Below are 23,978 nucleotides of genomic sequence, written 5' to 3'. Positions count from 1 at the left end.
TACATCATCAACAAACAGCCTATATGCTAATAAGCATTAAGGGATAATAATAAGATTGATACGCAATGACGACGACCAAAAGTACACCTAAAATTATTGCGCTCACTACGCATAGCATCTTTTTTGATGCCTATGAAACAGCAAGCGACATACTCACTACGCAAAAGAAAATATGGGCATTAGCCCAATATTGCCAAAGCAGTGATGACTTTGTTGATGTAGTCCCTGCCAATAATAATTTAACACTTTACCTGAAAGAGCCCGCTCAACTTGCTGGTTGGCTGCCACGATTACTTGAACAATGGCACGAACTTAAAGCTACTGACTTTAACTCACGTCATCATAAACTTGCGACTCGTTATGGTGGTGAATATGGGCCTGATATAGCACATGTTGCTAAACATCATAATCTGTCTGTTGATGATGTTGCTCAAATGCACAGCAGTGCCAAATACCACGTGCTTTTTTTAGGCTTTAAACCCGGTTTTGCTTATTTAGATGGTTTAAGTCCACAACTTTTCACACCTCGACATGCTGAACCAAGGCTCTCTGTTCCAAAAGGTTCTGTTGCTATTGGCGGCAATCAAACCGGTATTTACCCTGAAAGCTCCCCTGGAGGCTGGCAAATTATTGGTCATACAGATTTTCGTCTATTTGATATCAATGCAGCCTCGCCTTGTGCTATCGAACCCGGTGATACCTTAGAGTTTGTTATTCAGGAGGTGTTAAAATGATCACTATCATCAAACCTGGTATGCAAATGTCTATACAAGATCAAGGCCGCACAGGATCTCGCCATTTAGGCATTGGACAATCAGGGTGCATTGACCCTTATGCTCAAGTTATTACAAACCGTTTAGTTGGCAACGACGACAACAACCCCGTTATTGAAATCACTTTGGGTCTTGCCGAGATTCAGTTCGATAACGATTACTACATTGCACTGCACGGCACAGATATGAAAGCCACAGTGAATGGCAATGCTGTTGAACCAGGCTGGAGCTTTTACATAAAAAAAGGCGATGTATTAAAATTTAATGCGGCGCGTCATGGTTTTAGAAGTTACCTTGCGATTGGCGGCGAGTGGCATTTACCTGAGCCAATTTTAGATTCTTACTCAACAGATATATTAGCAGGTTTTGGTGGCTTGACCGGTCAAGCACTACAGGTTGGCGATAGTTTTGATATAACGCCAAGGTACAATACCAAAATTGGCTTAGGCGCTATGCTACCACCTAAAAGTACACAAATTCGTATTCATGCCGCACCACATGCAGCACTGTTACCAAAAGAAACCATCGTTAACTTTATAAATCATTCATGGCATGTATCACCAAATAGCAACCGCATGGGCACACGGCTATTAAGTGATGAGTGTGATATTAGCCATGATGTTTCGCTACCCTCTATGGCTGTCGCTCCTGGCTGTATTCAGCTTCCGCCAAATGGTGAACCCATAGTGCTATTAAACGATGCGCAAACAACGGGTGGTTACCCATTGCTCGGTACCGTGATCGAAGCCGATCTTCGTCACTTTGCACAATTAAAACCCGGTGATTTCCTTCACTTTAAGTTTGTTACACTTAAAGAAGCCCATGCAGCACAAGAAAAACTCACTGCGCACTTAAATCAACTTGCGATAGCACTAAACTATATTAATAAATAGCGTTAATTTATTGGTGTTTAAAAAGCGAGCAAAGAAAGTCTTTGCTCGCATTGCTTTAAAGCTTGTCTATACATTTAAAAAGGTAAAAACCCTATACATTCCTTTGCACCAAAGCAGTGCAGATTATTTACTAACAAAAGCCTTTATTCCAGACTCATTATCATCCAATTTGCACAAATCAAGCATTTAAACCGCTCACCCTTTAACCACATACCCCATACTGGTGCAAAGAGGTTAGCGCAGGTGCATATTTTATTCTCAATTAATTAAAAAACCTGTGTGACTTAGGTAATTATTTCTGTTAAAACAAACATTCGCAGTTATATAAATTCTGTTAACTGCGCACATATTTGGAATGAGGAGTCACTATGTGTTCAATTTTTGGGGTATTAGATATTAAATCTGATCCCGCTCAATTGCGTAGCCAAGCAATTGAGATGTCAAAACTATTAAGGCACCGCGGGCCAGATTGGTCTGGCGTGTATTCATCAGATAAAGCTATTTTAGTGCACGAGCGTCTAGCGATTGTTGGCGTATCGAGTGGTGCACAGCCTTTGTACAACCCTGAGCGTACAAATATCCTTGCTGTTAACGGTGAAATTTATAACCACAAAGAGCTCGCTGCCAGCTTAGAAACTGATTTTACTTTTCAAACTCAGTCAGACTGTGAAGTTATTTTGGCTTTATATAAGCAAAAAGGCCCTGAGTTTTTAGACGATTTAAATGGTATTTTCGCGTTTTGTTTATACGACGAAGAGCAAGATGCCTACTTAATTGGTCGTGACCATATCGGGATTATTCCGCTTTATACAGGTCATGATGAACATGGTAACTTTTATGTTGCCTCAGAATTAAAAGCATTATCGCCAATTTGTAAACATATTGAAGAATTCCCTCCGGGTCATTTCTTGTGGAGCAAAGATGGTCAACTTCGTAAGTATTACAGCCGCGATTGGCAAAGCTATGACGCAGTAAAAGACAACGAAGCTAAATCAAGCGATGTTAAAGAAGGCTTAGAAGCTGCTGTTAAACGTCAATTAATGTGTGACGTACCTTACGGTGTTCTATTATCAGGCGGTTTAGATTCATCTGTTATCTCTGCTATCACACAGCGTTTTGCTGCAAAACGTATCGAAGATAATGATGAGTCTGATGCATGGTGGCCAAAACTGCATTCATTCTCTGTGGGTCTTGAGGGTTCACCCGATTTAGCAGCTGCACAAAAAGTAGCTGATATGATTGGTACGGTTCACCACCCTATTCACTTCACCATTCAAGAAGGTATTGATGCCCTACGTGAAGTGATTTATCACATCGAGACCTACGACGTAACAACTATTCGTGCCTCAACGCCGATGTACTTAATGGCGCGCCAAATTAAAGCCATGGGTATTAAAATGGTGTTGTCGGGCGAAGGTGCTGATGAGCTATTTGGTGGTTACCTTTATTTCCACAAAGCACCAAATGCGCAAGAGTTCCATGAAGAGCTTAACCGTAAAGTCTCTAAACTACACATGTTCGATTGCTTGCGTGCGAATAAATCAATGGCTGCATGGGGCGTTGAAGCGCGTGTGCCATTCCTTGATAAAGAGTTTGTAGACGTCGCAATGCGTATCAACCCTGAAGCGAAAATGTGTAAAGACGGTAAAATCGAAAAACACATTATTCGTGAAGCGTTCGACGGCTACCTGCCAGACGACGTGCTTTGGCGCCAAAAAGAGCAGTTCTCTGATGGTGTAGGCTATAACTGGATTGATACGTTAAAAGAGTATGTGAACGAACAAGTTAGCGATCAAGACCTTGCTAATGCTAAATACAAATACCCGATCAATACGCCTGATTCTAAAGAAGCGTATTTCTATCGTAGTATTTTCGAAGAGCACTTCCCTGGCGATGCCGCCGCAAAATGTGTTCCGCATGGCAAATCTGTTGCTTGTTCTACTCCTGAAGCACTCGCTTGGGATGCATCATTCCAGAACAATGCTGACCCTTCAGGTCGTGCTGCTGGCGTTCATAACGACGCTTACAAAAAGTAGTAACTTTGTGCTGCAAGCCCTGTGTTTGCAGCACTTTCCTCTCAATTGAAATAATTTGCTTTGAAATAATACTGTCATCAAATTATTCCTTTCGCTGCCTAATTTGTTCACAATTCCTACAAAAAACCTAAAAAACTGCATTTATTCGGCTGTTTAGGGACAAAACCATTTACATTTTTTTTCGAGCTCCTACACTAAAGACTAAACTTTGGTACAAATTTAGTTCGTCTACAAACTATTTTTGGGTTTGATACGTAAAAATAGTAATAGCCAAGCTAGTGCCAACCGGCCGTTTAGCTCTCTGCTAAATATAATCACAACAAGAGGTATTCATGAGCGAACATCATGACAAGTACAGTATCGACAATACCGACTACACTGTCGGACAGGACAATGTACAAAAATGGGGTTTTGATGTGCACAACCCTGTATTTGGCATTAGTGCTGGATTAATTGCCCTATTCTTAGTGGCAACACTTATTTCAGATGCTGAAACAGCAAAAACAACTCTGAATGGAATTAAAAACGACATTATTAATAATTTTGATGGCTTTTTTATGTGGTCAGCAAACTTATTCGTATTGTTTTGCTTAGCGTTAATTGTTTCACCATACGGTAATATCCGCCTTGGTGGTAAAGAAGCACGTCCAACTCATTCGCGTATTTCTTGGCTTGCAATGTTATTTGCTGCAGGTATGGGTATAGGCTTAATGTTCTGGGGCGTCGCAGAACCTGTCGCCTACTTTACAGGTTGGTACGAAACACCACTTGGTGTTGAAGCAAACACGCCGGAAGCCGCTAAACTGGCAATGGGTGCAACTATGTTCCACTGGGGTTTACACCCTTGGGCAATTTACGCTGTTGTTTCGCTTTCACTCGCATTCTTTTGCTATAACAAAGGTTTGCCGTTATCTATTCGTTCAATTTTTTACCCAATTTTAGGTGACAAAGCGTGGGGCTGGCCTGGCCACCTTATTGATATTCTAGCTGTACTTGCCACTCTATTTGGCCTTGCAACATCTCTTGGTTTAGGCGCACAACAAGCCGCTGCTGGTATTAATCACGTATTTGGTACTGATAGCGGAATTGGCTTAGAAATAGGCGTTATTATTGGTGTGACGTTACTAGCTGTTATTTCAGTTGTTCGCGGTATCGACGGCGGTGTAAAACTGCTTAGTAACGTAAACATGCTTATCGCTTTTGTATTACTCGTATTTGTTGCACTTGTTGGGTTTTCTGCAGCATTTGGCAACCTTTCTAATACAGTAATGGGTTATGTTGAAAACATTATTCCACTGAGTAATCCTCATGGTCGTGAAGATGAAACATGGATGCATGGCTGGACTGTATTCTACTGGGCTTGGTGGATTTCATGGTCACCGTTCGTAGGTATGTTCATTGCACGCGTATCTGAAGGCCGCACAATCCGTGAGTTCTTAATTGCTGTATTACTAGTACCTACTGTTGTGACTATCTTCTGGATGTCAATTTATGGTGGTATCGCTATTGAACAAGTGATTGATAAAGTAGGTGTACTTGGTGAAAAAGGCTTAACTGATGTACCACTAGCTATGTTCCAAATGTTTGAAGCCCTGCCAATGTCGCAAGTGCTTTCATTCATTGCAATTGTGCTAGTACTCGTGTTCTTTATTACGTCATCTGACTCAGGGTCATTAGTAATCGACTCAATCACCGCTGGTGGTAAAGTTGACGCGCCAGTGCCACAACGTATTTTCTGGGCTACAATCGAGGGTGCGATTGCAGCTGCACTTGTTTGGATTGGTGGCACACAAGCAATCGAGGCCTTACAAGCCGGCGCCGTATCTACGGGCTTGCCGTTTACCTTTGTATTGTTATTAATGTGCGTAAGTTTAATTCTTGGTTTGAGAACAGAGCCAAGAAGCTAAGCACTAAACTTTAAATAATCTAAAACGCCGCATTTTGCGGCGTTTTTTTATTAATAAGCTTTGCTCAAATTCAAAGACCCCACATAAAGTCGATGCTAAGCACGCTATATGAGTAATTCGCTCAGCGGCGTATCTGGGCGGTAATGGTAAGCTATTTGCGCTTGTAGCAACTCTGCAGTGGCTGTAGCATCATTGAGCGCATTGTGGTTTTGATACGCTGGTAACGAATAACGAATGCGAGAGTCTGCTAAGCGCACAGAATCCAGCTTAGAATTAAATAATCGCCCTAGTAACCCCTGCTTTGCTTTAAGTGCGCGCGTTTCCAGATCTAGCGTGTCTATAACGGCAAATTCAAGCCCTTCGCCTAAACGGGCTTGCAACGCTTGATATAAAAAGTGCCGTTCAATGGGAGCAAAATGCACCACAATCACTTTGCCTTTTAATGCTGCTAACAAAGGCGCCATAATCGTTGAAAAGTCAGGTGCATCGCTCACTTCTGAGTGAGTTATACCATGAATAACAATCGACTCTTCAGCAAGCTTGCGCCTTGGTTGAACAATCCAATGTTGGCTATCTTTACAAAAAATACGCTTGGTATTAAATGGAATTAAACCAACACTGACTATATCGTCATTTTGATAATTTAGACCGGTTGTTTCAAAATCAAGTGCTACTAAGGGAATATCACTAATTGGTTTGCTTAAATCACAAATAGCTGATCCATAAAACGCTTTGATTAACGGCTGTTTGCTCTGTTCTAATAACTCTTGATACCGAGTCGGCCAATCAAGTTTTGCGCCTTGTTTTGCCATTACTTCATCCCTGAGTTAGCAGAGTATCTGAATTTTAGGAAATTCTGCGCTTTATCTAAAATGGCAAACGCCTCTTTAAGATTGCGCTGCTCAAAAGGAGAAAGTAAATGAGGCTCTAAGTCGTTATCTGGCGCTTCATCAAGCTTTTCTATTTGCCACGCTTGGTGTCTAATTCTGATCATGGCAATGTATTCTAAGGCGTCTCGTAAATCTTGTGCTTTGCCTTCAGGGAGTAGTTTAGCTTCGATAATATCTTCTAAACGCTCGAATGAATTTTGTTTACGACTGCCTATCGCTAATGCATGCACGCGTATTACATCAGATAAAGGCGCTGTACCGCGGCGTTTTAAGTTCATAGATCGCTTATGCTGACCATTATGCTCTAACACAAAGTCTTTAAAGAAACCTAAAGGCGGCGTTCTGTTACGCGCATTCGCAGCAAGGTTTGCCAAGAAACGTTTATTCTTACGCCCTTCTGTTGCGATAAAGCGTTTGAGCTCATCGGCCCATTTGTTTTTACCGTAAACACCGTCTAAATCAAAAAAGATCGAGCTATGTAATAAAGCCTGCGGTTTAGGTTCGGCCATCCAACCTGCAAATTGTTCTTTCCACTGCTCGCGTGTTAAGCGCCACTTTTTAAATGACGCCATGATTTCGCCTTCACAATATTTGTAGCCACACTCAGCTAAACCGTCACAAACAAAATCAGCCAAATTCTGAAAATACTCGTCATGTAATTCCTCGTTAAAACTATTATCAAGGATAATGGCGTTATCTTGGTCGGTCACAATTAATTGCTCATCACGCGCCATTGAACCTAAAGCGATGAAGCAATAAGGAACCGGCGGTGGGCCAAACTTTTCTTCAGCTAAATCAAGTAAACGCTGTTTGAAGGTACGCCCTATTACAGCCATTGCGGTACCAATCATGTGAGAGTTAGCATCTTCGTTAACCATACGAACAAATACATTAGGTAATTGCCTTGCATAGTGAGCTAAATCTTCAACCGATTGCTGAGCTAATATGCCGCGCACTAACAATAAGCTACTTTGCGACTCGTAGCGTAAAATATCCGATAACGAAATAACGCCAATCGGCTTTTTCTTAACAACCACAGGCAAGTGGTGAATGTTATCTCTGAGCATGGCCAGTACAGCTTCAAACACATAGGCATTACTATCGAGTAGTATTAAGTCTTTTTGCATTATTTGCGCAGCTGGAGCTTCGTAACTTAACCCTTCAGCAATTACACTGGTGCGTAAGTCACGGTCAGTAATAATGCCAACAACTTGGCCGTCGTCATCATCAGGATCATCACTGATTGGTTTATCGGCATCAGTAACCAGCACAGACGATACCGACTCTTGCGTCATTAATTGCGCAACCATTTGCACAGAGGCATCTTTTGCCACAGTGACAACATCACGATGAAGAAGCGACTTAACCTTGGCGGTTGTTAAATCGTTGCTGTCTGCCTGTTCAACAATTGCTTGGTGAAGGCGCACATTACCATCGGCTTCAAAAAAATCAGCAAATGTTTCGTATTCGTCGCAGTATTGATTAAACAACTCAACATTAATGCAATAAACTAAGGTGTCTTCGAGTGCCTTTGCCGGAAAGCGCACTTTGCGGTTCATCAGAAGGCCCATTTGCCCAAAAATGCCACCGATAGTTAAACGGTTGTATAAATCACCATCACGACGATATATCTCTACAGCACCTGTTCGAATAACAAATAAATCAGCGATATCCTCGCCATAATTTAGTATTTCAGTGCCTGCGCGAAAATAAGCGATTTCGACTTGTGATGCGAGTTTATTTACCGCCTCTTCAGGAAGATCATCAAAGGGAGCGTGATCAGAAAGAAATTGGGCGATATCGACGTGTTCGGCTTGCATACGCGTACCTAGTTTTAAACATTTGATTTAATTGTGAGGGTAATTGGCTATTTTTTCAAAGAAAAAATAGCCAATTAAGTTGGATTAAGCCTTTTCTAACTCTTCAGCCAGAAGTTTCGACTCGTCACCTCTTGGTTTAGTAAAGCGAGCTAAACCAAGGTAAATAACAGGCGTTAAATAGAGGGTAAATAACACCGCCAGTGCTAAACCGCCAAATACTACCCAACCAATCGCGTTACGAGCCTCAGCCCCTGCACCGGTAGATAAAATAAGTGGTAATGCACCTAATAAAGTTGAAACCAGTGTCATCGCGATTGGACGAAGGCGCACTAGTGCGGCCTCTTCTACCGCCACTCTAACCGAGCGGCCTTGGTCACGTAATTGGTCGGCAAACTCCACCAGCAAGATGGCGTTTTTAGCAATTAGACCAATCAGCATCACTAAACCAATTTGCGAGTAAATGTTTAATGATGTACCTGTTAGATATAACGCTAAAATTGCTGATGTAATACCAAATGGTACAGTGATCATAACAACGATTGCACTATTCACACTTTCAAATTGCGCTGCCAATACCAGAAGAACAATTAAAAAGGCCAATACATAGGTCACTAATACTTCATTGGCGGTTTCTTCAAAGGTTAATGCCTCACCTTTAAACGCTAAGCTGATGCCAGCAGGCAGAGATTGCTCTGAAATATCACGGATTTTTGTAACCAGCTCAGCAATAGTTACGCCCTCAGGCATTTCCATACTCAGTTCAATAGCACGGCGCTGCGCGTGGCGCTCAAGCTCTGCTGCAACACCTTCTTCAGTAATCGTTGCCACACTACTCAATGGCACTAATTGACCATTACGGCCACCAACATACAAGTTAGCTAAATCGCTCGGGTTTGTGATGGTTTGGTTTTGTGCTTGCAACATAATCGGGATTGATTGGTCACCAATGTTTAAATCGGCGATATCATCACCATTGATTGCAGCACGTAACGTTACTGATATATCACTAAGCGATACGCCTAGCTCTTCAGCACGACGTCTATCAATATTAACCCGTAATTGTGGCTGTGACGGCTGATATGAAATACGCACAGGGGCCACTTCTGGCACTGCTTTTTCAATTTCAGCAGAGAAATCTTGCGCGGCTTTAAATATCTCGAGGTAGTCTTGGCCCAATAAGGCAAGCTCAATACCACCGCCTTGACCACGCAAGTTCAAGCTATTTGAACCACCAGGGTAACCAGCCGCACCAGGAATATTCCCTAAAGGTTCACGTATTTTATTAATAATTTCTTGCTGACTAAAATGACGCTCGTCCCAATGTTTTAGCGGCACAGTAATAAATACAATATTTGGATCCCATTGCCCAACCACAGTGTAAATAGACTCAATATCACCACTTTCAACATACGGCAGTAAGATATCTTCCATTTGCACCGCTTGCCTGTCCATAAAGTTCAAGCCAACACCATCAGGACCACGAGCAAAAATACGAATTTTACCGCGATCTTCTGTTGGTAATAGCTCGTTATCTAAATTGAAATACAGTGCACCAGAGCCTGCAGCGACCAACAAACACGCAAAAAAGGTAAGCCATGCATGCTCAAGTACACCGTGTATTGTGCGCTTATAAACAGCGGCTAACACATGGCCAACTTTTGCAAATGGATGAAAACCGCCCTGCTTTAATTTCAGTTTTGATGTCAGCGCAGGTACCAAAGACAGTGCTACAAAGCTTGAGATGATCACAGCGCCAGCTAATACCCCACCAAACTCTCTAAATAGTCGCCCAGCTGTTGATGGTAAAAACGCAATAGGCACAAACACCGCAGCTAATACGGCGGTTGTTGCCACAACAGCAAAGAATACTTCACGGGTACCAACCACTGCAGCTGCACGACGACCAAGACCTAAGCCCCGCTGACGTTGTATGTTTTCACTTACCACTATGGCATCATCTACAATTAGACCAGTAGCTAACACGAGTGCAAGCAAGGTAAGAATATTAATTGAGAAACCAAGCGCCCAAATAAGTGCTAAAGAGCCAATTAATGCAACAGGTATCGCAAATGCAGGAACAAGCGTTGCGCGCCATGAGCCAATAAACACCCACAGTGTGATCACCACTAACAGCACGGTTAGTAAAAGTGAGTTAATAACTTCATCAACTGAGCTTCTGATAAACTGCGCATCGTCAGAGGTTAAAGTAAATTCCATTTCAGGAAAACGCACTCGCATACGCTCGATTAAAGTTAGCACTTCATCCGAAATTTCAATGGTATTAGATTGCGCCTGACGAATAATTTCCATGCCAATCACAGGTGTGCCATTAAGCCTTACGAATGAACGCGGATCAGCTGGTCCAAAGTAAACAGCCGCAACATCGCCAATACGGGTATCGTCACGAACGATGATATCGGCTACTTGTTCAGCAGAGATTGACGTTGCATCAGCACGAACGATCACCTGTTGATCGCTTGATTTTAAACTACCCGCCGGCACATCAAAGGGAGCCTGACGAAGTACGTTGGCAATATCTGGTACGGTAAGGTTAAAGCTACTTAGCTTAAGTGGGTCGATGCGCACTCTAAGCACCCGTTCACGGTCGCCATTTAAACGAACATCGGCAACCCCTGGAATGGTTAAAAACTGCGGAGCTAAGTCGACATCAACACGCTCTGTCAGTGCCTCAAGGGATAAGCTATCACTTGATACCGTTAACGATACAACCGCTTCGGCATCGTTATCGGCTTTAATAATTGATACCCGTTCTACTTCTTCGGGTAACTCTCGCTGCACACGGGCTACCGATTCGCGTGTTTCGTTTGCAGCATCATCTAAATTAACACCGGGGCGAAACTCAACCACGATACGGGCGTTGTTTTCTTCACTTTGCGCACGAATAGACTTTACACCACTTACCCTAGCAACCGCTCCTTCGAGCTTGCTAGTTACTTCGGTATCTACAGTCTCCGGTGAACCACCAGGGAAAGACGCTGATACAGTAATACGTGGTCTATCAACATCAGGAAGCTCACGTACTTCAACCCCTGCTATTGCAGCGATACCGGCAATAATAATGAGTAAGTTAAGTACCACAATTAAAACAGGACGACGTATCGCCATTGATGGCAAGTCTTCCATCATAGGTTGCTGTTTCATCATTACTCCTTGGCTAGCTGCACTTCATTGATGAAGTTAAGCTCTTGATTAGGTCTTAGGCGCTGAACGCCTTCTGTCACCAATAAGTCGCCTTCGTTTAAGCCACCAGAGACTAGTAAACGCCCTGCTAAGCGCTGCTCAATTTTAACATCAACGCGTGTGGCTTTTTTATCGACACTCTTCCATACGTATGGGCCTGCTGCCCCCCACATCATCGCAGCTTCGGGTACTACGGCAAGCTCTTCACCTAGAATATTTATGTGCACACGAAAACTCATACCCGGCATAAATTGCTGAGCATTATTATCAAGTTTGGCTTTTGTTCTAAGTGTGCGGGTTTGCGCATTGATACGCGAATCAAGCTCTGCCACCTTAGCCGTGTAAGCTTTATCGCCTAACCAAGGCACTACTTCGACCGAAGATTTTTGTTTAAGCACTGAGATAGCGGCTTCTGGGGCATTAAAATTGATATAAAGCTCAGAAATATCATCGATAGTGGCAATGGCTGTTTGGGTTGTGATCCTGTCGCCTACTTCGACGTCAGTTAAACCCATAACACCACTAAATGGAGCACGTACTTCGCGGTCTTCACGCTCTGTTTTCGCTTGCATTAGCTGGACTTTTGCAAGCTCATAAAGTGTTTTCGCATCATCTAAATCACTTTGCGGCACCGCACCACGGGCGTGACTTTCTTCAAGCCTTTTCATGGTGCGCTCAGCATCTTTTAAGGTGATTTCGGCTTCGATCAACGCTGCTTTTTGTCTACGTGAATCAAGCTCTAATAGTAAGTCACCTTTGGCAACGTTATCGCCTGGTTTAAAGTAAACAGCGGTGACTCTGTCCCCAACGGCTGGGTAAAGAGTGACTGAGTGAATTGCTTCAGCATTACCCACTGCTTTTATCTGTTGTTTAGACTTTTCAACAGACACTGATTCTACAACTACATTAGCCGCCTCAGCGACGGAAACACAACTAATACAGGCAATTAAAGTCCATGTATGTAATTTGCCAATTGTCAAAATTTCACCTAAATAAGAATCGTTTTAATTGTTACGAAGTGTAACAGCTTTGTGATCAATAAAAAGCTGACTTCGTTTAATAAACAATTAGCCAAGGTGAAATAAACCCATACATCGCCTTTGTTTTCTAATTAGAAACGACAATGTGATGAATCGACCTCTTTTAAGTGTGCTTCGCTTGCTATGGACACCTCTACACAATCAGATTGATTAGTTATTTGTTCCTTTTGAATAGGCATAAAAAAACCCCAGACTATGCTGGGGTTTCTATCAATTCATAAAGCTAACAATTACTGTTGGCGCTGTGCTTCTTTTTGCGCTTTTTTAGCTTCTTTACGCTTACGAAGAACTTCTTGCGCTTCATTACCGATGTGACCTTCGCCACGCGCCTGTGCTAACTCGATTTGCTTTTGACGCTCAGCAAAACGGGCACGTTGCTCTTCTGTTAGGCTGTCGTGACAGTGGTGACACGATACACCTTCCATGTATTCGGGCTTTTGCTTTTCTTCTTCAGTGATAGGCATACGACAAGCATGACATTGGTCGTAAGAACCTTTTTGTAAATCGTGATTTACCGCTACACGGTTATCAAATACAAAACACTCACCTTCCCACATGGTTTCTTCTTTTGGTACTTCTTCTAAGTACTTAAGAATACCGCCTTCAAGGTGGAATACTTCGTCAAAGCCTTGCTCTTTCATGTACGCAGTTGATTTTTCACAGCGAATACCACCGGTACAGAACATAGCAACTTTCTTGTGCTTTTCTGGGTCTAGGTTTTCTTTCGCCCACGCTGGGAATTCACGGAATGTTTTAGTGTTTGGATCAACCGCATTTTGGAAAGTACCAATCTCGATTTCGTAATCGTTACGTGTATCGATAAGAATCACTTCAGGGTCTGAAATTAATGCATTCCAATCAGCTGGTTTTACATATGTACCCACTACTTCACGTGGGTCGATACCTTCAACACCCATAGTTACGATTTCTTTTTTCAGTTTTACCTTAGTACGGTAGAACGGGCATTCGTCATCGTATGACTCTTTAGTCACAATGTTGTCTAGGTTTGGTTGTGCATCTAACCATGCAAGTAGGTTATCGATACCTTCACGTTTAGCAGAAACAGTACCGTTGATACCTTCAGCCGCAAGTAACAAAGTACCGCGTACTTCATTGTCTTCCATTACTTTTAGTAGTGGTTGGCGAATCGCTTCAAAATCAGGAAGGGCTACAAATTTGTAAAGTGCGCAAACAACAAAGTGCTCGCTAGTTACATTGTCTTTATGAACAGCAGTCATGGTTTTACCTTTTGCTTTAAATGCCCATGTGGGGCGTTAACCGAATCGCAAATCCGGCGCATTGAGGGCGCGTATTTTACGCGAATTAGCGATAATTGCAAAAACTGATGCGAAATAGCTGTGTTTTTACTGTCTCCAAGTGAGGCAAGTGCGTTATAATGAACAGGATTTACAAATTTTGCTCATCGGAGATTACGCATTGCATTTTACTGAACTTGGGATTGATACACGCCTCGAAAAACAACTTGCGCATCAAGGCATCACCCAGCCCACTGACATTCAAGCTCACGCGGTACCAACAGCTATCGCAGGCCATGATATTTTTGCACAGTCAAAAACAGGATCGGGCAAAACGCTGGCGTTTTTATTACCTGCTGTACAGCGCGTAATGAAACAAAAAGCACTCAGTAAACGCGACCCGCGCGTTTTGATCGTTGCGCCTACCCGCGAATTAGCAACCCAAGTGTACAGCCAATTAAGGCTATTAATTGCCGGCACAAACATTAGTGCAGTAAAAGTACTGGGTGGTGAAAACTTTAACGATCAAATTAAAGCGCTTCGTAAAGACCCTCATTTTGTAGTGGGTACTCCGGGGCGTTTAGCTGACCATTTGAGTCAACGCTCATTACAGCTTTCAGGCTTAGAGCTTTTAATTTTTGATGAAGCTGACCGTATTTTAGATTTAGGCTTTACCGATCAAGTTAAAATGATTAACGAGCTTGCTGATCACCGTTTACGCCAAACGTTATTGTTTTCAGCAACCCTTGACCATGCACAAGTTGATGCTTTGTCACGTAACCTTTTACGATCACCAAAACAAATTCTGTTAAGTGCATCAAACGAGCAACATAGTGACATTACTCAGCAACTTTATTTAGCTGATCACTTAGATCACAAAGAAGCCCTACTTGAGCACTTTGTAAAACAAGACAATGTTGGCCAATGCATTATTTTCACCGCAACACGTGCAGATACTCAACGTTTAAGCCAGCTATTAAATGATAAAGGCTTTAAAGCGCAAGCGCTTGCGGGTGACTTAACACAGGCTAAGCGCCTTGAAATTATGGATGCCTTCAGCCGTGAAAACTTTAAAATTTTGATCACCACAGATGTTGCATCACGTGGTCTTGATTTATTAAGCGTGACTCACGTTATTAACTTTGACCTACCAAAACATGCTGAAGAATATGTGCACCGTATTGGTAGAACTGGTCGCGCAGGCTTTAAAGGAACTGCTATTTCGTTAGTAGGCCCGAAAGATTGGCCAAGCTACAAAGCAATTAAAGCATTTTTAAATGATGAATTAAGCTTTTTCACCGTTGACGGCCTTGTTGGTAAATTTAAAGGTCTGCGTGAGAAAAAACCAAACACAGTTTGGAAAAAAGCAGAGAAAAAAGTGGCTGCAAAACCTGCAAAACCAAAACGCAAAGCAGCCCCTAAAAAGCCTAAAGCCCCTATTCAAGCACCAATTGATGTAGATGGTTTTGCTCCAATGCGCCGTAAGAAAAAGCCAGAACAGGAATAACAATGAGTATTTTAGGAACCACACAAACCCTTTTCGTTAACGAAATGTCTAACGAAGGTGCTTATTTAGATGGCCGTGATTTAGGCGAAGTATTCTTACCAAGCAAAGAAATTGATTACGAACTAGAAGCTGGCGACAGCGTGCAAGTATTCATTTACCTAGATCACGCAGGTCACCCAACCGGTACCACAAAAAAACCTTTAGCTGAAGTGGGCGAATATGCCCTACTACGTGTTAAAGCAATCAATAGCACCGGTGCGTTTATGGATTGGGGCCTCGAAAAAGACGTACTAGCGCCATACAACGAACAAAAGCCAAAAATGAAAGACGGCTTTTCTTATCTTGTACGCTTATATCTCGATAATGCCAGCCAACGTATTTGTGCATCGAGCAACTTTAATAAATTTTTATCGAAAGAAGAACCAACGTACTCAGTAATGGAAGAAGTTGACTTAATCGTTGCCGGTAAAACAGACCTTGGCTACAAAGTACTTGTAAACGAAGCCCACATTGGCGTTGTTTACTACAACACGGTATTTAAAAAGCTATTTGTTGGCCAGCGCTTAAAAGGCTTTATTCAAAAAGTACGTGAAGACGGCAAAATCGACGTACTACTTGAAAAGCCAGGCATGGGCAAAGTAAACGACTTAGGCGAAAAAATCTTAGCAAAATTAAAAGCAGAAGGCGGCGTACTTCACTTAGGTGATAAGTCAGACCCAGAAGCAATTAAAAAGACTTTCTCAACCAGTAAAGCAAACTACAAAAAAGCCATTGGTGGTTTGTTTAAGCAAGGTTTGATTGAGATTGAAGCAACGTCGATTAGATTGAAATAGGCTTCGGGCTTCGGGCTTCGGGCTTCGGGCTTCGGGCTTCGGGCTAACAAAGTATATATTATAAAAAAGAGTAAAGTATGTGCTTTGCTCTTTTTTACAAATTTTAACGCCGAATTAGAGCAAAAACCAACGCCCGCATTTGGGGCCGTAGTGAAACGCAGCGGAACGAAGATCCCAGCCCCGGAGGGCGGAACAATATGCGCTTGTTAATTTCAATTTAGCGGTTTTCTATCCGCGATTAATGCATTTGTTAAAGTAACCAAAAGCAGGTATACAGACTTCAATACTTCGTTGCCAGCTTCACTACTTTCATCTTCTTCTATGGAGGTAAGCCAAAACCAAGGGTGGTTGCAGTTGCATTTCAACTCACTTTCATTGCCCAAACAAAATTTACCACCACAGTCCCAACACCAAATATGAAAATCCGCACAGACATCGCATTTACCAATAGTAGTAATTGATACTGGATTAGATGGTGCTCCTATACCCATAGGCAAATCCCAAAGTACTAGACCTCGCTCTTTTCTTTCATTGCAACTATCACTTATACAGTCATCCCACAGCGAGAGATCGACATTTTCTAATTCAGAAAGAGCAACAATTTTCAAATTAATATAATCTTGTGCTCTTCTTTTTGCCGCATCACTATAGCCGTTTGGACAAACTAAAATGCCAACTTTTGAGGAGCAGTCCATCATCATTCCATGGAAGCTTTCAACGTCTTTAACATTAAGGGGACGGCTATATTTCTTAGCATCTACAATAACCCTGCGATTTCTATCGACACCAAAGCGAGAGTCTATTAGGACATCAACTTGCCTAATCGTTTGACTTAAGCAACCTTTGATTTTGGCATTTGGAATAACCGTGACATCTTGAGATTGATATTCTTCAGAGCAAAGTTCGGCTATGAAACGCTCATACTTCTTCCAGTCAGTCATAGTCAGTCACCTTCGAAAATTAACGCCTCGTTAAGAGGCAATAAAGTAGTTGGCTAAAATTAGCGACGAAGGAGCAAAAGCCAACTGTTTTTTGTCCTTTTAAACGACTTGTTAGCGCTTTTAAACCAACCTGTTAATAGACTTTTCTAAATTAGCTATTGATACAGACATATAGTGTCGCAATCTCTTACTTCCTTTTATACCTCTATTTGGATCGGTAATCCTATCTCTTTGTTTAGCTGACATTGATGAATTCAAACATTGCTGAAATTGGAGCTCATCTTCAAAAATTGTTTCTACATATTTTAGATCAGGGAAAGAAATCATAGCTTTTGCCGGGCAACTAACAATTGTACTCAATAAACCTTTATCCAATGTGGTAACACTTGGAATATAAAAGTTATTTTCTTTTTCTTCTGTTAGCAAAGTCTCGGTGAAACGAAATATAAATAAATCCCACGCTAGAGCGCCAATACGGTCAACTGATTTACTCTTAGGGGATTTAAGTAACTTTTCATCGAACACAGGTGTAAAATAACCAACACTGAACCCAATTACAGCTTTCCAAGCAAAATATAACTCTTTTAGAGGCAATACACCTAGTTCATTTAAACAATATTCGATGAGATTATTTAGAGCTATTTCGATAGTTATGTTATTAGTTGTCCAGCAAAGTTGAAATGTTTTAAGCATAACCGCATAAATTAAATCTCTACGATCAATCATATTCCACGTATGCTGATTGGACCTATAGCTCATCCACACCGATTCAGCTTGCTCAATATATGGCGCAAATAAATCATCTTGATTCGAAGATGAAGTTAAATTTCCTCGTAATTTATTGTCGAAATATATCGCAGCTGAGACTTTAGCAACTGGATATGGATTATTAGCACATGTAAATTCTCTTAAGTTTTCAAGCATAGGGAAAGAATAATCAAATCCTCCTCCATATACCTCGCTGACTGCTTCGATCACTTTTTCAACTTTTTTCCTTGTTGAAAACTCAGCTCCTTTAAAATATTTTGGAAGATCTGACAGAAGGTTTGTATCGAATAATGCTCTTTGTTTAAAACAGATAACTGAAGTGCCTTCCTCCATTTCAGTACGTATTGAGTCAGAGTATGCCAACAAACGTTTTTTTTGAAAAAACACCAGTAAATAAATGCTCTAGTGATTCGTCTATTTGAAGTTGAGCACCGGCAGCATTTGTCGAGTACAGCATTCTAATCCCGTTAAATGCTTTTTTGTCGCTGTCGACGATATCTTTTAAAGAAGAGTTTTCTGGTGCAGTTAATATTGCTTCTTTGACTTGAGTTATTTTGTTTTTATTTTGATCCATTAAATGATGACTACTTTAATTTCGACTATAGCTCTAACGCCCAAAGCAACGGTGCGTAGCATCCGCTGCCTTTGCTTTTTTGCAGTTTACTCAGGGAGAAAAACCTTGCCATGAGAACACAATGGTTTACCGGCTGGATCTCCTAAAAAACTAGATGATGCGACACCATGATTCAGCGTCTTAATTGTCGTGGCCAGCCCTGTAAAACTGTCCACCAAAGACTTGCCTCCTGGTGTGGAACTAGTACCTACTTCACTTAACGTACCTTGAGCGGACAGTTTAACGGTAAATGTCGAAGTCTCGAAAAATGCAGGATCATATTGAACAACATACTCATTGTCAGGATCAGGAATTAATTTTTCTTCCGTTACTACTGTAGGTACACAGGCCTTATCTCCGGCTCCACCTGCAAAATGAGTAACCTCCCCCTTTGAATTGAGAATACGATCTTGCATGTAGGTTTCAGAATGTTTAATTAAAGGCCGGTAAAAAACGCCTTTATAGGTACCACTACAACTCCCGCTATCTTTGACACAAGCAGAATCTTTGGTTGTATGAGTATACAGATTTCCTGCGCAACCCGATAAGATAATAGAAGCAAAAACAGGCAAAGTTAACCAATAGCTTTTTTTCATCATTTCTCTCCATGATTCTCTGAAAAAAAGATCAAATGAATTGCCAGAGTTACAATTCAATTACTGCATAACAGCGTTTTACCAAAAATACCGATAAACACTCACGAGTGTTTTCCCTCACCTAAGTAAATACACATTTAAATTTATATTATCAACTTACTAACTTATGAGATGGATGGCAATAAAAATTCGTCACCCCAATACCGAGAATTTACTTAATCGAGAATCAATATTTTTCATTAAACGAGAATAGCAGAGCAAAATAGATTAAAAGTCAGTTACTTAATTCTAAAAAAAGGTAAAGCGAAAATTCAAGAATTTTACATACCGAGAATAAGGCATGTAATTTAACTACCATGAATTATGACAGTTAAAAAACAGTGTTTAACTAATTTATAAACACTCATTATTTGCAAATGATCAAAATGGAATACGTATTGACCATAACTATGTTTTCCTACTTGCACAAAAACATCTTACATCGGGCTAAAGCTGAGACCTTAACATTAACACGCTTAATATGTTTTCTTTCGCTGACTTAAGCTAGCCATACAAAAAGAGCACTGTATTTAGCGCGATATAAATCACACATACAATGCTCTTTAGAAACTATTTTAAAATAATGAAGGTTATTTTAGTGAGTCGTTAATTTCTTTTAGTGTTGCAACTGGGTCTGCCGATTGGGTGATTGGGCGGCCTACAACTAAATAGTCGCTGCCATCTTCAACGGCTTGTTTTGGTGTCATGATGCGCTTTTGATCGCCTGCATCGCTGCCTGCTGGGCGAATACCCGGAGTAACCAGTTTAAAGTCTGCGCCAAGTTCTGCTTTTAGCTTTTTCGCTTCTTGTGCTGAGCACACTACCCCATCAAGGCCTGATTCTTTGGCAAGTTTTGCTAGGTAAATCACTTGCTCTTCAGGTGTTTTATCTACACCTAAACGAGTAAGCTCTGCGGCATCCATACTGGTTAGTACAGTTACTGCAATCAGTAATGGAGCATCATCACCAAACTGCTCTAAAGCTTGTTTTGCTTTGGTCATCATTTCAACGCCGCCAGAGGCATGCACGTTAACCATCCATACACCCATTTTTGCAGCTGCTGTCACAGCTTTAGCCACTGTGTTTGGAATATCATGAAATTTTAGGTCTAAGAATACATCAAAACCTAAGTCGATTAGTTCCTTAACAAAGCTAGGACCAAAATACGTGAACATTTCTTTGCCTACTTTAAGGCGACACGTATCAGGCGATAATTGCTTTACAAACGCAAGAGCTGTTTGTTGATCATCATAATCAAGGGCAATTAATACTTTTTTTGAATCTTCGACAGACATAACTTTCCTAAAAACTAATGGACTAATATGAATTAAAAACCGTCTATGCCACGGCTTGGAACAATTGTTTCCCAGTGCTTACAAGATGGACATACCCAATAAATGGTATGACTGGTAAAGCCACAGTGTTGGCACTGAAAATCAGGTTTGGTTGCGATATAAGACGTAACTAACTTATCGATTTGATCGAGTACATCTTTAATATCGTTGTTTTGTTTAGCAAGTAGCTGTAATAAAAAGCTAAAGCCACGAATAGTCGGATGACGCTTTAAACTATCCGTTAAAAATTTAATTGCTTGCTCGATGTGGCCTTGTTCAAGTAAAGCTTGGCAATGTTTTATTTTTATTAATACGCCACCTTTATCGAGCAGTTCATTGAGTAATTCGTAAAACTGATGCGTTAAATTAAGTTTTTGATAACTGAGCGCCAATTCTTCAATAAATACCGGCGCAAAAAACGTAAATTGGCTAATCAGCTCTCGCCAATAGTAAATTGCTTTTACATAATCTTCTTTGGTGAAAGCACTGTGACCAAGCTCATACAATGGGCGAATAGCTTTATGGTTTAAGCTAATAGCTTTACGCATAATTTGCGTATCATTGTCTTGTAAGGCTGCTTCACAGTAAAAATTTGCAATCGCTTTTACATGCTGAGGTTTAGTGAACAACTCACTGTGGGCCTCGTACATGTTAATGCCCTTTTCCCATTCACGGGTTTGTGAATAAAGATTAATAATAGGCTCTAACGCTTCTTTATAGCCTGCCTTAACAAGCCATACTAAATGCTCTTCTGCACCATCTAACAAGCCTGCCATAATGTAATCTTCAGCAAGTTCTAAGCGGCTGGTTGCAGCTTGTTGCTCATCAAGACTTGGATGTTTTAATAGCAGCTCATGAATTTTAATGGCGCGGTCAAGTTCGCCACGGCGGCGGAACATAGTGGCTAGCGTTGAATAGTGTTCAACAGAATCAGCGGCAACTTCGAGTAGATTAATAAGGTGCTCTAAGCCTTGGTCTTCTTCTCTGTCTAAGAGAAATTTAAGGCCTTTAGAATATTCAGAGGTAATTTGGCGATTAAGCTGATGAGCTTGGTTTTTAGCGCTGTTTTTACCCATTATCCAACCGTAACCGGCTGCAACGGGTAAAAGTAAAAACAGAAGCTCAATCATGATTAGGTGTCTTTATTAGCAACAAGCTTTTTATTGTTTTTTTCAGGCGCTAATTTTTTCTTTAAGCGATAATTTTGCCACTTTAACTGAGAAAACAGTGTAAAGCTTATAAAACAACCAATTGCGACACCTAAAATAAAGCAGATACTTATTACAACAGCTAGGGGCAAAGTATTACTGGCGATTAAATAATTGATTTGCACCAATTGTGGATTCTGTGAACCAAGTACAAACGCAATAAATAAACACAGCGCAATTAATACAATTTTTAATACCCTAAACAAGTAACTACTCCTGTATAAAACTAGGCAATACTCGCATTTACGCGGTCACGTAATTCTTTACCTGGTTTAAAATGTGGTACGTGCTTACCGTCTAACTCAACTGTTTCGCCAGTCTTTGGATTACGACCTGTGCGAGGAGAACGATAATGCAATGAGAAACTTCCAAAGCCACGGATCTCGATGCGATCTGAGCTAGATAATGAGCCGGCCATTTGTTCAAGAATTTCTTTAACGGCATTTTCAACATCTTTCACAGGGATGTGTGCGTGTTGCTCGGCAAGTTGTTCTATCAATTCTGACTTAGTCATAGCGTTTCCTTAAAGAGTGGTAAAGGAAGGGCAAAACTGCCCTTCCAATTTTAAAAGACTAGATATTAGTCTTTTTGAGCATTTTTGAATGCTGCAGCCATAGCGTTTTCGAACGCTGGCTCTTCTTTCTTAAGCTTCTCTAGTACTTCTTTCTCTTCTGCTTCGAAAAGAGCTTTAACAGATAAGCTTAAAGTGCGGTTCTTACGATCAACACCAACGTATTTCGCTTCGATTTCGTCGCCTGCAGAAACTACAGTAGTAGCATCTTCAACACGCTCTTGAGCGATATCAGCTACACGGATGTAACCTTCAACGCCTTCGATTAGCTCAACAGTTGCGCCTTTCGCATCAACTTCAGTCACTTTACCTTTAACAATAGCACCTTTTTTGTTTGCGTCCAGGTAGTTATTGAATGGGTCAGCTTCGATTTGTTTAACGCCTAGAGAGATACGCTCACGCTCTGGGTCAACTTGTAATACGATAGCAGTGATTTCGTCGCCTTTCTTGAATTCACGTACAGCTTCTTCGCCTGGCGTGTTCCAAGAAATGTCTGAAAGGTGAACAAGACCGTCAATACCGCCTTCAAGACCGATGAAGATACCGAAGTCAGTGATTGATTTGATCTTACCAGTAACTTGGTCGCCTTTGTTTTGTAGACGAGCAAATTCTTGCCATGGGTTAGCAATACATTGCTTAAGACCAAGAGAAATACGACGACGCTCTTCGTCGATTTCAAGAACCATAACTTCAACAGTGTCACCTAGTGAAACAACTTTTGAAGGGTGGATGTTCTTGTTAGTCCAATCCATTTCAGAAACGTGTACTAGACCTTCTACGCCTTCTTCGATTTCAACGAAACAACCGTAGTCAGTAAGGTTAGTTACACGACCAGAAAGCTTAGAACCTTCTGGGTAACGACCAGCGATAGCTGCCCATGGATCTTCGCCAAGCTGTTTAAGGCCTAGAGATACACGAGTCTTTTCTTTGTCGAATTTAAGAACTTTAACTGCGATTTCGTCGCCAACATTAACGATTTCTGAAGGGTGCTTAACACGCTTCCACGCCATGTCTGTGATGTGTAGTAGACCGTCAACACCACCAAGGTCAACGAACGCACCGTAGTCAGTAAGGTTCTTAACGATACCTTTAACTTCTTGACCTTCAACAAGGTTAGCAAGAAGCTCTTCACGCTCTTGTGAGTTCTCTGATTCGATAACTGCACGGCGAGAAACAACAACGTTGTTACGTTTTTGGTCAAGCTTGATTACTTTGAACTCAAGCTCTTTACCTTCAAGGTGAGTTGTGTCACGTACTGGACGAACATCAACAAGTGAACCAGGTAGGAAGGCACGGATTGAATCAACTTCAACAGTGAAACCGCCTTTAACTTTACCGTTGATTACACCAGTAACAGTCTCTTGCTCTTCACATGCTTTTTCTAAGCGGATCCACGCTTCGTGACGCTTCGCTTTCTCACGAGAAAGGATAGTTTCACCGAAACCGTCTTCGATTGCGTCTAAAGCAACATCTACTTCGTCGCCAACAGCAACTTCTAGTTCACCAGCAGCATTTTTGAATTGCTCAGCAGGGATTGCACTTTCAGATTTAAGACCAGCATCAACAAGTACGATGTTGTTCTCGATTGAGATAACAGTACCTTTAACGATAGAGCCTTGCTCTGCTTCAAAACCCTTAAGGCTTTCTTCAAATAACTGCGCAAAATTTTCTGACATTATACGTCTCTAAATAATTAAATAACCAATTAGCAACCATGCTGCATGGGGTTGTTAAAATAGCACTGGCTTCCTG

20 protein-coding genes are annotated in these 23,978 nt (G+C 41.4%); 6 read left to right on the top strand and 14 right to left on the bottom strand.

All coding sequences use genetic code 11. The annotated features are described in order from the left end of the window. Positions 1-65: 65 nt before the first annotated feature. The 4 genes from pxpB (at position 66) to CWC02_RS16805 (ending at position 5,609) form a co-directional block, all read left to right on the top strand. Complete coding sequence (gene pxpB / locus CWC02_RS16820) at positions 66-734, top strand: 5-oxoprolinase subunit PxpB (protein WP_138619478.1); 669 nt, start codon at positions 66-68, stop codon at positions 732-734. Beyond that, positions 731-1,666, top strand: coding sequence for a 5-oxoprolinase subunit C family protein (locus tag CWC02_RS16815; RefSeq protein ID WP_138619476.1), 936 nt, complete (start codon positions 731-733; stop codon positions 1,664-1,666). The genes pxpB and CWC02_RS16815 overlap by 4 nt, the downstream gene beginning before the upstream one ends. Before the next feature lie 368 nt (positions 1,667-2,034). Then, positions 2,035-3,702, top strand: a complete 1,668-nt coding sequence (asnB, locus tag CWC02_RS16810) for an asparagine synthase B (protein ID WP_138619474.1) — start codon at positions 2,035-2,037, stop codon at positions 3,700-3,702. A 332-nt stretch (positions 3,703-4,034) separates the two neighbouring features. Then, positions 4,035-5,609 carry a BCCT family transporter gene (locus CWC02_RS16805; protein ID WP_138619472.1) on the top strand — a complete coding sequence of 525 codons (1,575 nt, stop codon included), beginning with the start codon at positions 4,035-4,037 and terminating at the stop codon, positions 5,607-5,609. A gap of 104 nt (positions 5,610-5,713) precedes the next feature. On the opposite strand, the gene CWC02_RS16800 is transcribed toward CWC02_RS16805, so the two are convergent. The 5 genes from CWC02_RS16800 to trhO all read right to left on the bottom strand — a co-directional run bounded on the left by CWC02_RS16800 (position 5,714) and on the right by trhO (position 13,798). After that, positions 5,714-6,421 carry a 3'-5' exonuclease gene (locus tag CWC02_RS16800; protein ID WP_138619470.1) on the bottom strand — a complete coding sequence of 236 codons (708 nt, stop codon included), beginning with the start codon at positions 6,419-6,421 and terminating at the stop codon, positions 5,714-5,716. Beyond that, entirely contained in the window at positions 6,421-8,319 is a 1,899-nt protein-coding gene (locus tag CWC02_RS16795) for a DUF294 nucleotidyltransferase-like domain-containing protein (RefSeq protein ID WP_138619468.1), read from the bottom strand. The genes CWC02_RS16800 and CWC02_RS16795 overlap by 1 nt, the downstream gene beginning before the upstream one ends. 84 nt (positions 8,320-8,403) lie before the next feature. Continuing rightward, positions 8,404-11,481: an efflux RND transporter permease subunit gene (locus tag CWC02_RS16790; protein ID WP_082389291.1), complete on the bottom strand. Its 3,078-nt coding sequence runs from the start codon at positions 11,479-11,481 to the stop codon at positions 8,404-8,406. Between the two features lie 2 nt (positions 11,482-11,483). After that, a complete protein-coding gene (locus CWC02_RS16785; protein WP_138619466.1) occupies positions 11,484-12,500 on the bottom strand; it encodes an efflux RND transporter periplasmic adaptor subunit in 1,017 nt (338 codons plus the stop codon). 290 nt (positions 12,501-12,790) lie between these two features. Beyond that, positions 12,791-13,798 (bottom strand): oxygen-dependent tRNA uridine(34) hydroxylase TrhO, encoded by a 1,008-nt coding sequence (trhO, locus tag CWC02_RS16780; protein ID WP_054551341.1) that lies wholly within the window; start codon positions 13,796-13,798, stop codon positions 12,791-12,793. Between the two features lie 199 nt (positions 13,799-13,997). Here trhO and CWC02_RS16775 point away from each other — a divergent pair, with 199 nt between their 5' ends. Together CWC02_RS16775 and CWC02_RS16770 are read left to right on the top strand one after the other, a co-directional pair. Beyond that, the gene (locus CWC02_RS16775) at positions 13,998-15,323 is read left to right on the top strand and encodes a DEAD/DEAH box helicase (RefSeq protein WP_054551932.1); all 1,326 of its coding nucleotides are present in this window, start codon (positions 13,998-14,000) and stop codon (positions 15,321-15,323) included. Between the two features lie 2 nt (positions 15,324-15,325). Next, positions 15,326-16,156, top strand: a complete 831-nt coding sequence (locus CWC02_RS16770) for a CvfB family protein (RefSeq protein WP_138619464.1) — start codon at positions 15,326-15,328, stop codon at positions 16,154-16,156. A gap of 212 nt (positions 16,157-16,368) precedes the next feature. On the opposite strand, the gene CWC02_RS16765 is transcribed toward CWC02_RS16770, so the two are convergent. The 9 genes from CWC02_RS16765 to rpsA form a co-directional block, all read right to left on the bottom strand. Continuing rightward, complete coding sequence (locus CWC02_RS16765) at positions 16,369-17,097, bottom strand: restriction endonuclease (RefSeq protein ID WP_138619462.1); 729 nt, start codon at positions 17,095-17,097, stop codon at positions 16,369-16,371. A 120-nt stretch (positions 17,098-17,217) separates the two neighbouring features. Next, the gene (locus CWC02_RS16760; protein ID WP_212751481.1) at positions 17,218-18,198 is read right to left on the bottom strand and encodes a hypothetical protein; all 981 of its coding nucleotides are present in this window, start codon (positions 18,196-18,198) and stop codon (positions 17,218-17,220) included. A gap of 16 nt (positions 18,199-18,214) precedes the next feature. Beyond that, the gene (locus tag CWC02_RS20870; protein WP_212751480.1) at positions 18,215-18,439 is read right to left on the bottom strand and encodes a hypothetical protein; all 225 of its coding nucleotides are present in this window, start codon (positions 18,437-18,439) and stop codon (positions 18,215-18,217) included. A gap of 86 nt (positions 18,440-18,525) precedes the next feature. Next, positions 18,526-19,077 carry a hypothetical protein gene (locus CWC02_RS16755; protein ID WP_138619460.1) on the bottom strand — a complete coding sequence of 184 codons (552 nt, stop codon included), beginning with the start codon at positions 19,075-19,077 and terminating at the stop codon, positions 18,526-18,528. Between the two features lie 626 nt (positions 19,078-19,703). Further along, a complete protein-coding gene (pyrF, locus tag CWC02_RS16750; protein WP_062564454.1) occupies positions 19,704-20,408 on the bottom strand; it encodes an orotidine-5'-phosphate decarboxylase in 705 nt (234 codons plus the stop codon). Between the two features lie 32 nt (positions 20,409-20,440). Next, positions 20,441-21,577, bottom strand: a complete 1,137-nt coding sequence (lapB, locus tag CWC02_RS16745; protein ID WP_058585078.1) for a lipopolysaccharide assembly protein LapB — start codon at positions 21,575-21,577, stop codon at positions 20,441-20,443. 2 nt (positions 21,578-21,579) lie between these two features. Continuing rightward, positions 21,580-21,861, bottom strand: a complete 282-nt coding sequence (locus CWC02_RS16740) for a lipopolysaccharide assembly protein LapA domain-containing protein (RefSeq protein ID WP_054551349.1) — start codon at positions 21,859-21,861, stop codon at positions 21,580-21,582. 20 nt (positions 21,862-21,881) lie between these two features. Beyond that, positions 21,882-22,169: an integration host factor subunit beta gene (ihfB, locus tag CWC02_RS16735; protein ID WP_036968575.1), complete on the bottom strand. Its 288-nt coding sequence runs from the start codon at positions 22,167-22,169 to the stop codon at positions 21,882-21,884. A 65-nt stretch (positions 22,170-22,234) separates the two neighbouring features. Then, positions 22,235-23,902: a 30S ribosomal protein S1 gene (rpsA, locus tag CWC02_RS16730; protein ID WP_054551350.1), complete on the bottom strand. Its 1,668-nt coding sequence runs from the start codon at positions 23,900-23,902 to the stop codon at positions 22,235-22,237. Positions 23,903-23,978: the final 76 nt, after the last annotated feature.

Source organism: Pseudoalteromonas sp. S2721 (assembly GCF_005887425.1).
GTDB lineage: Bacteria > Pseudomonadota > Gammaproteobacteria > Enterobacterales > Alteromonadaceae > Pseudoalteromonas > Pseudoalteromonas simplex.
The sequence above is the reverse complement of the archived record's forward strand: the minus strand, read 5'-3'. Positions and strand labels throughout refer to the sequence as shown.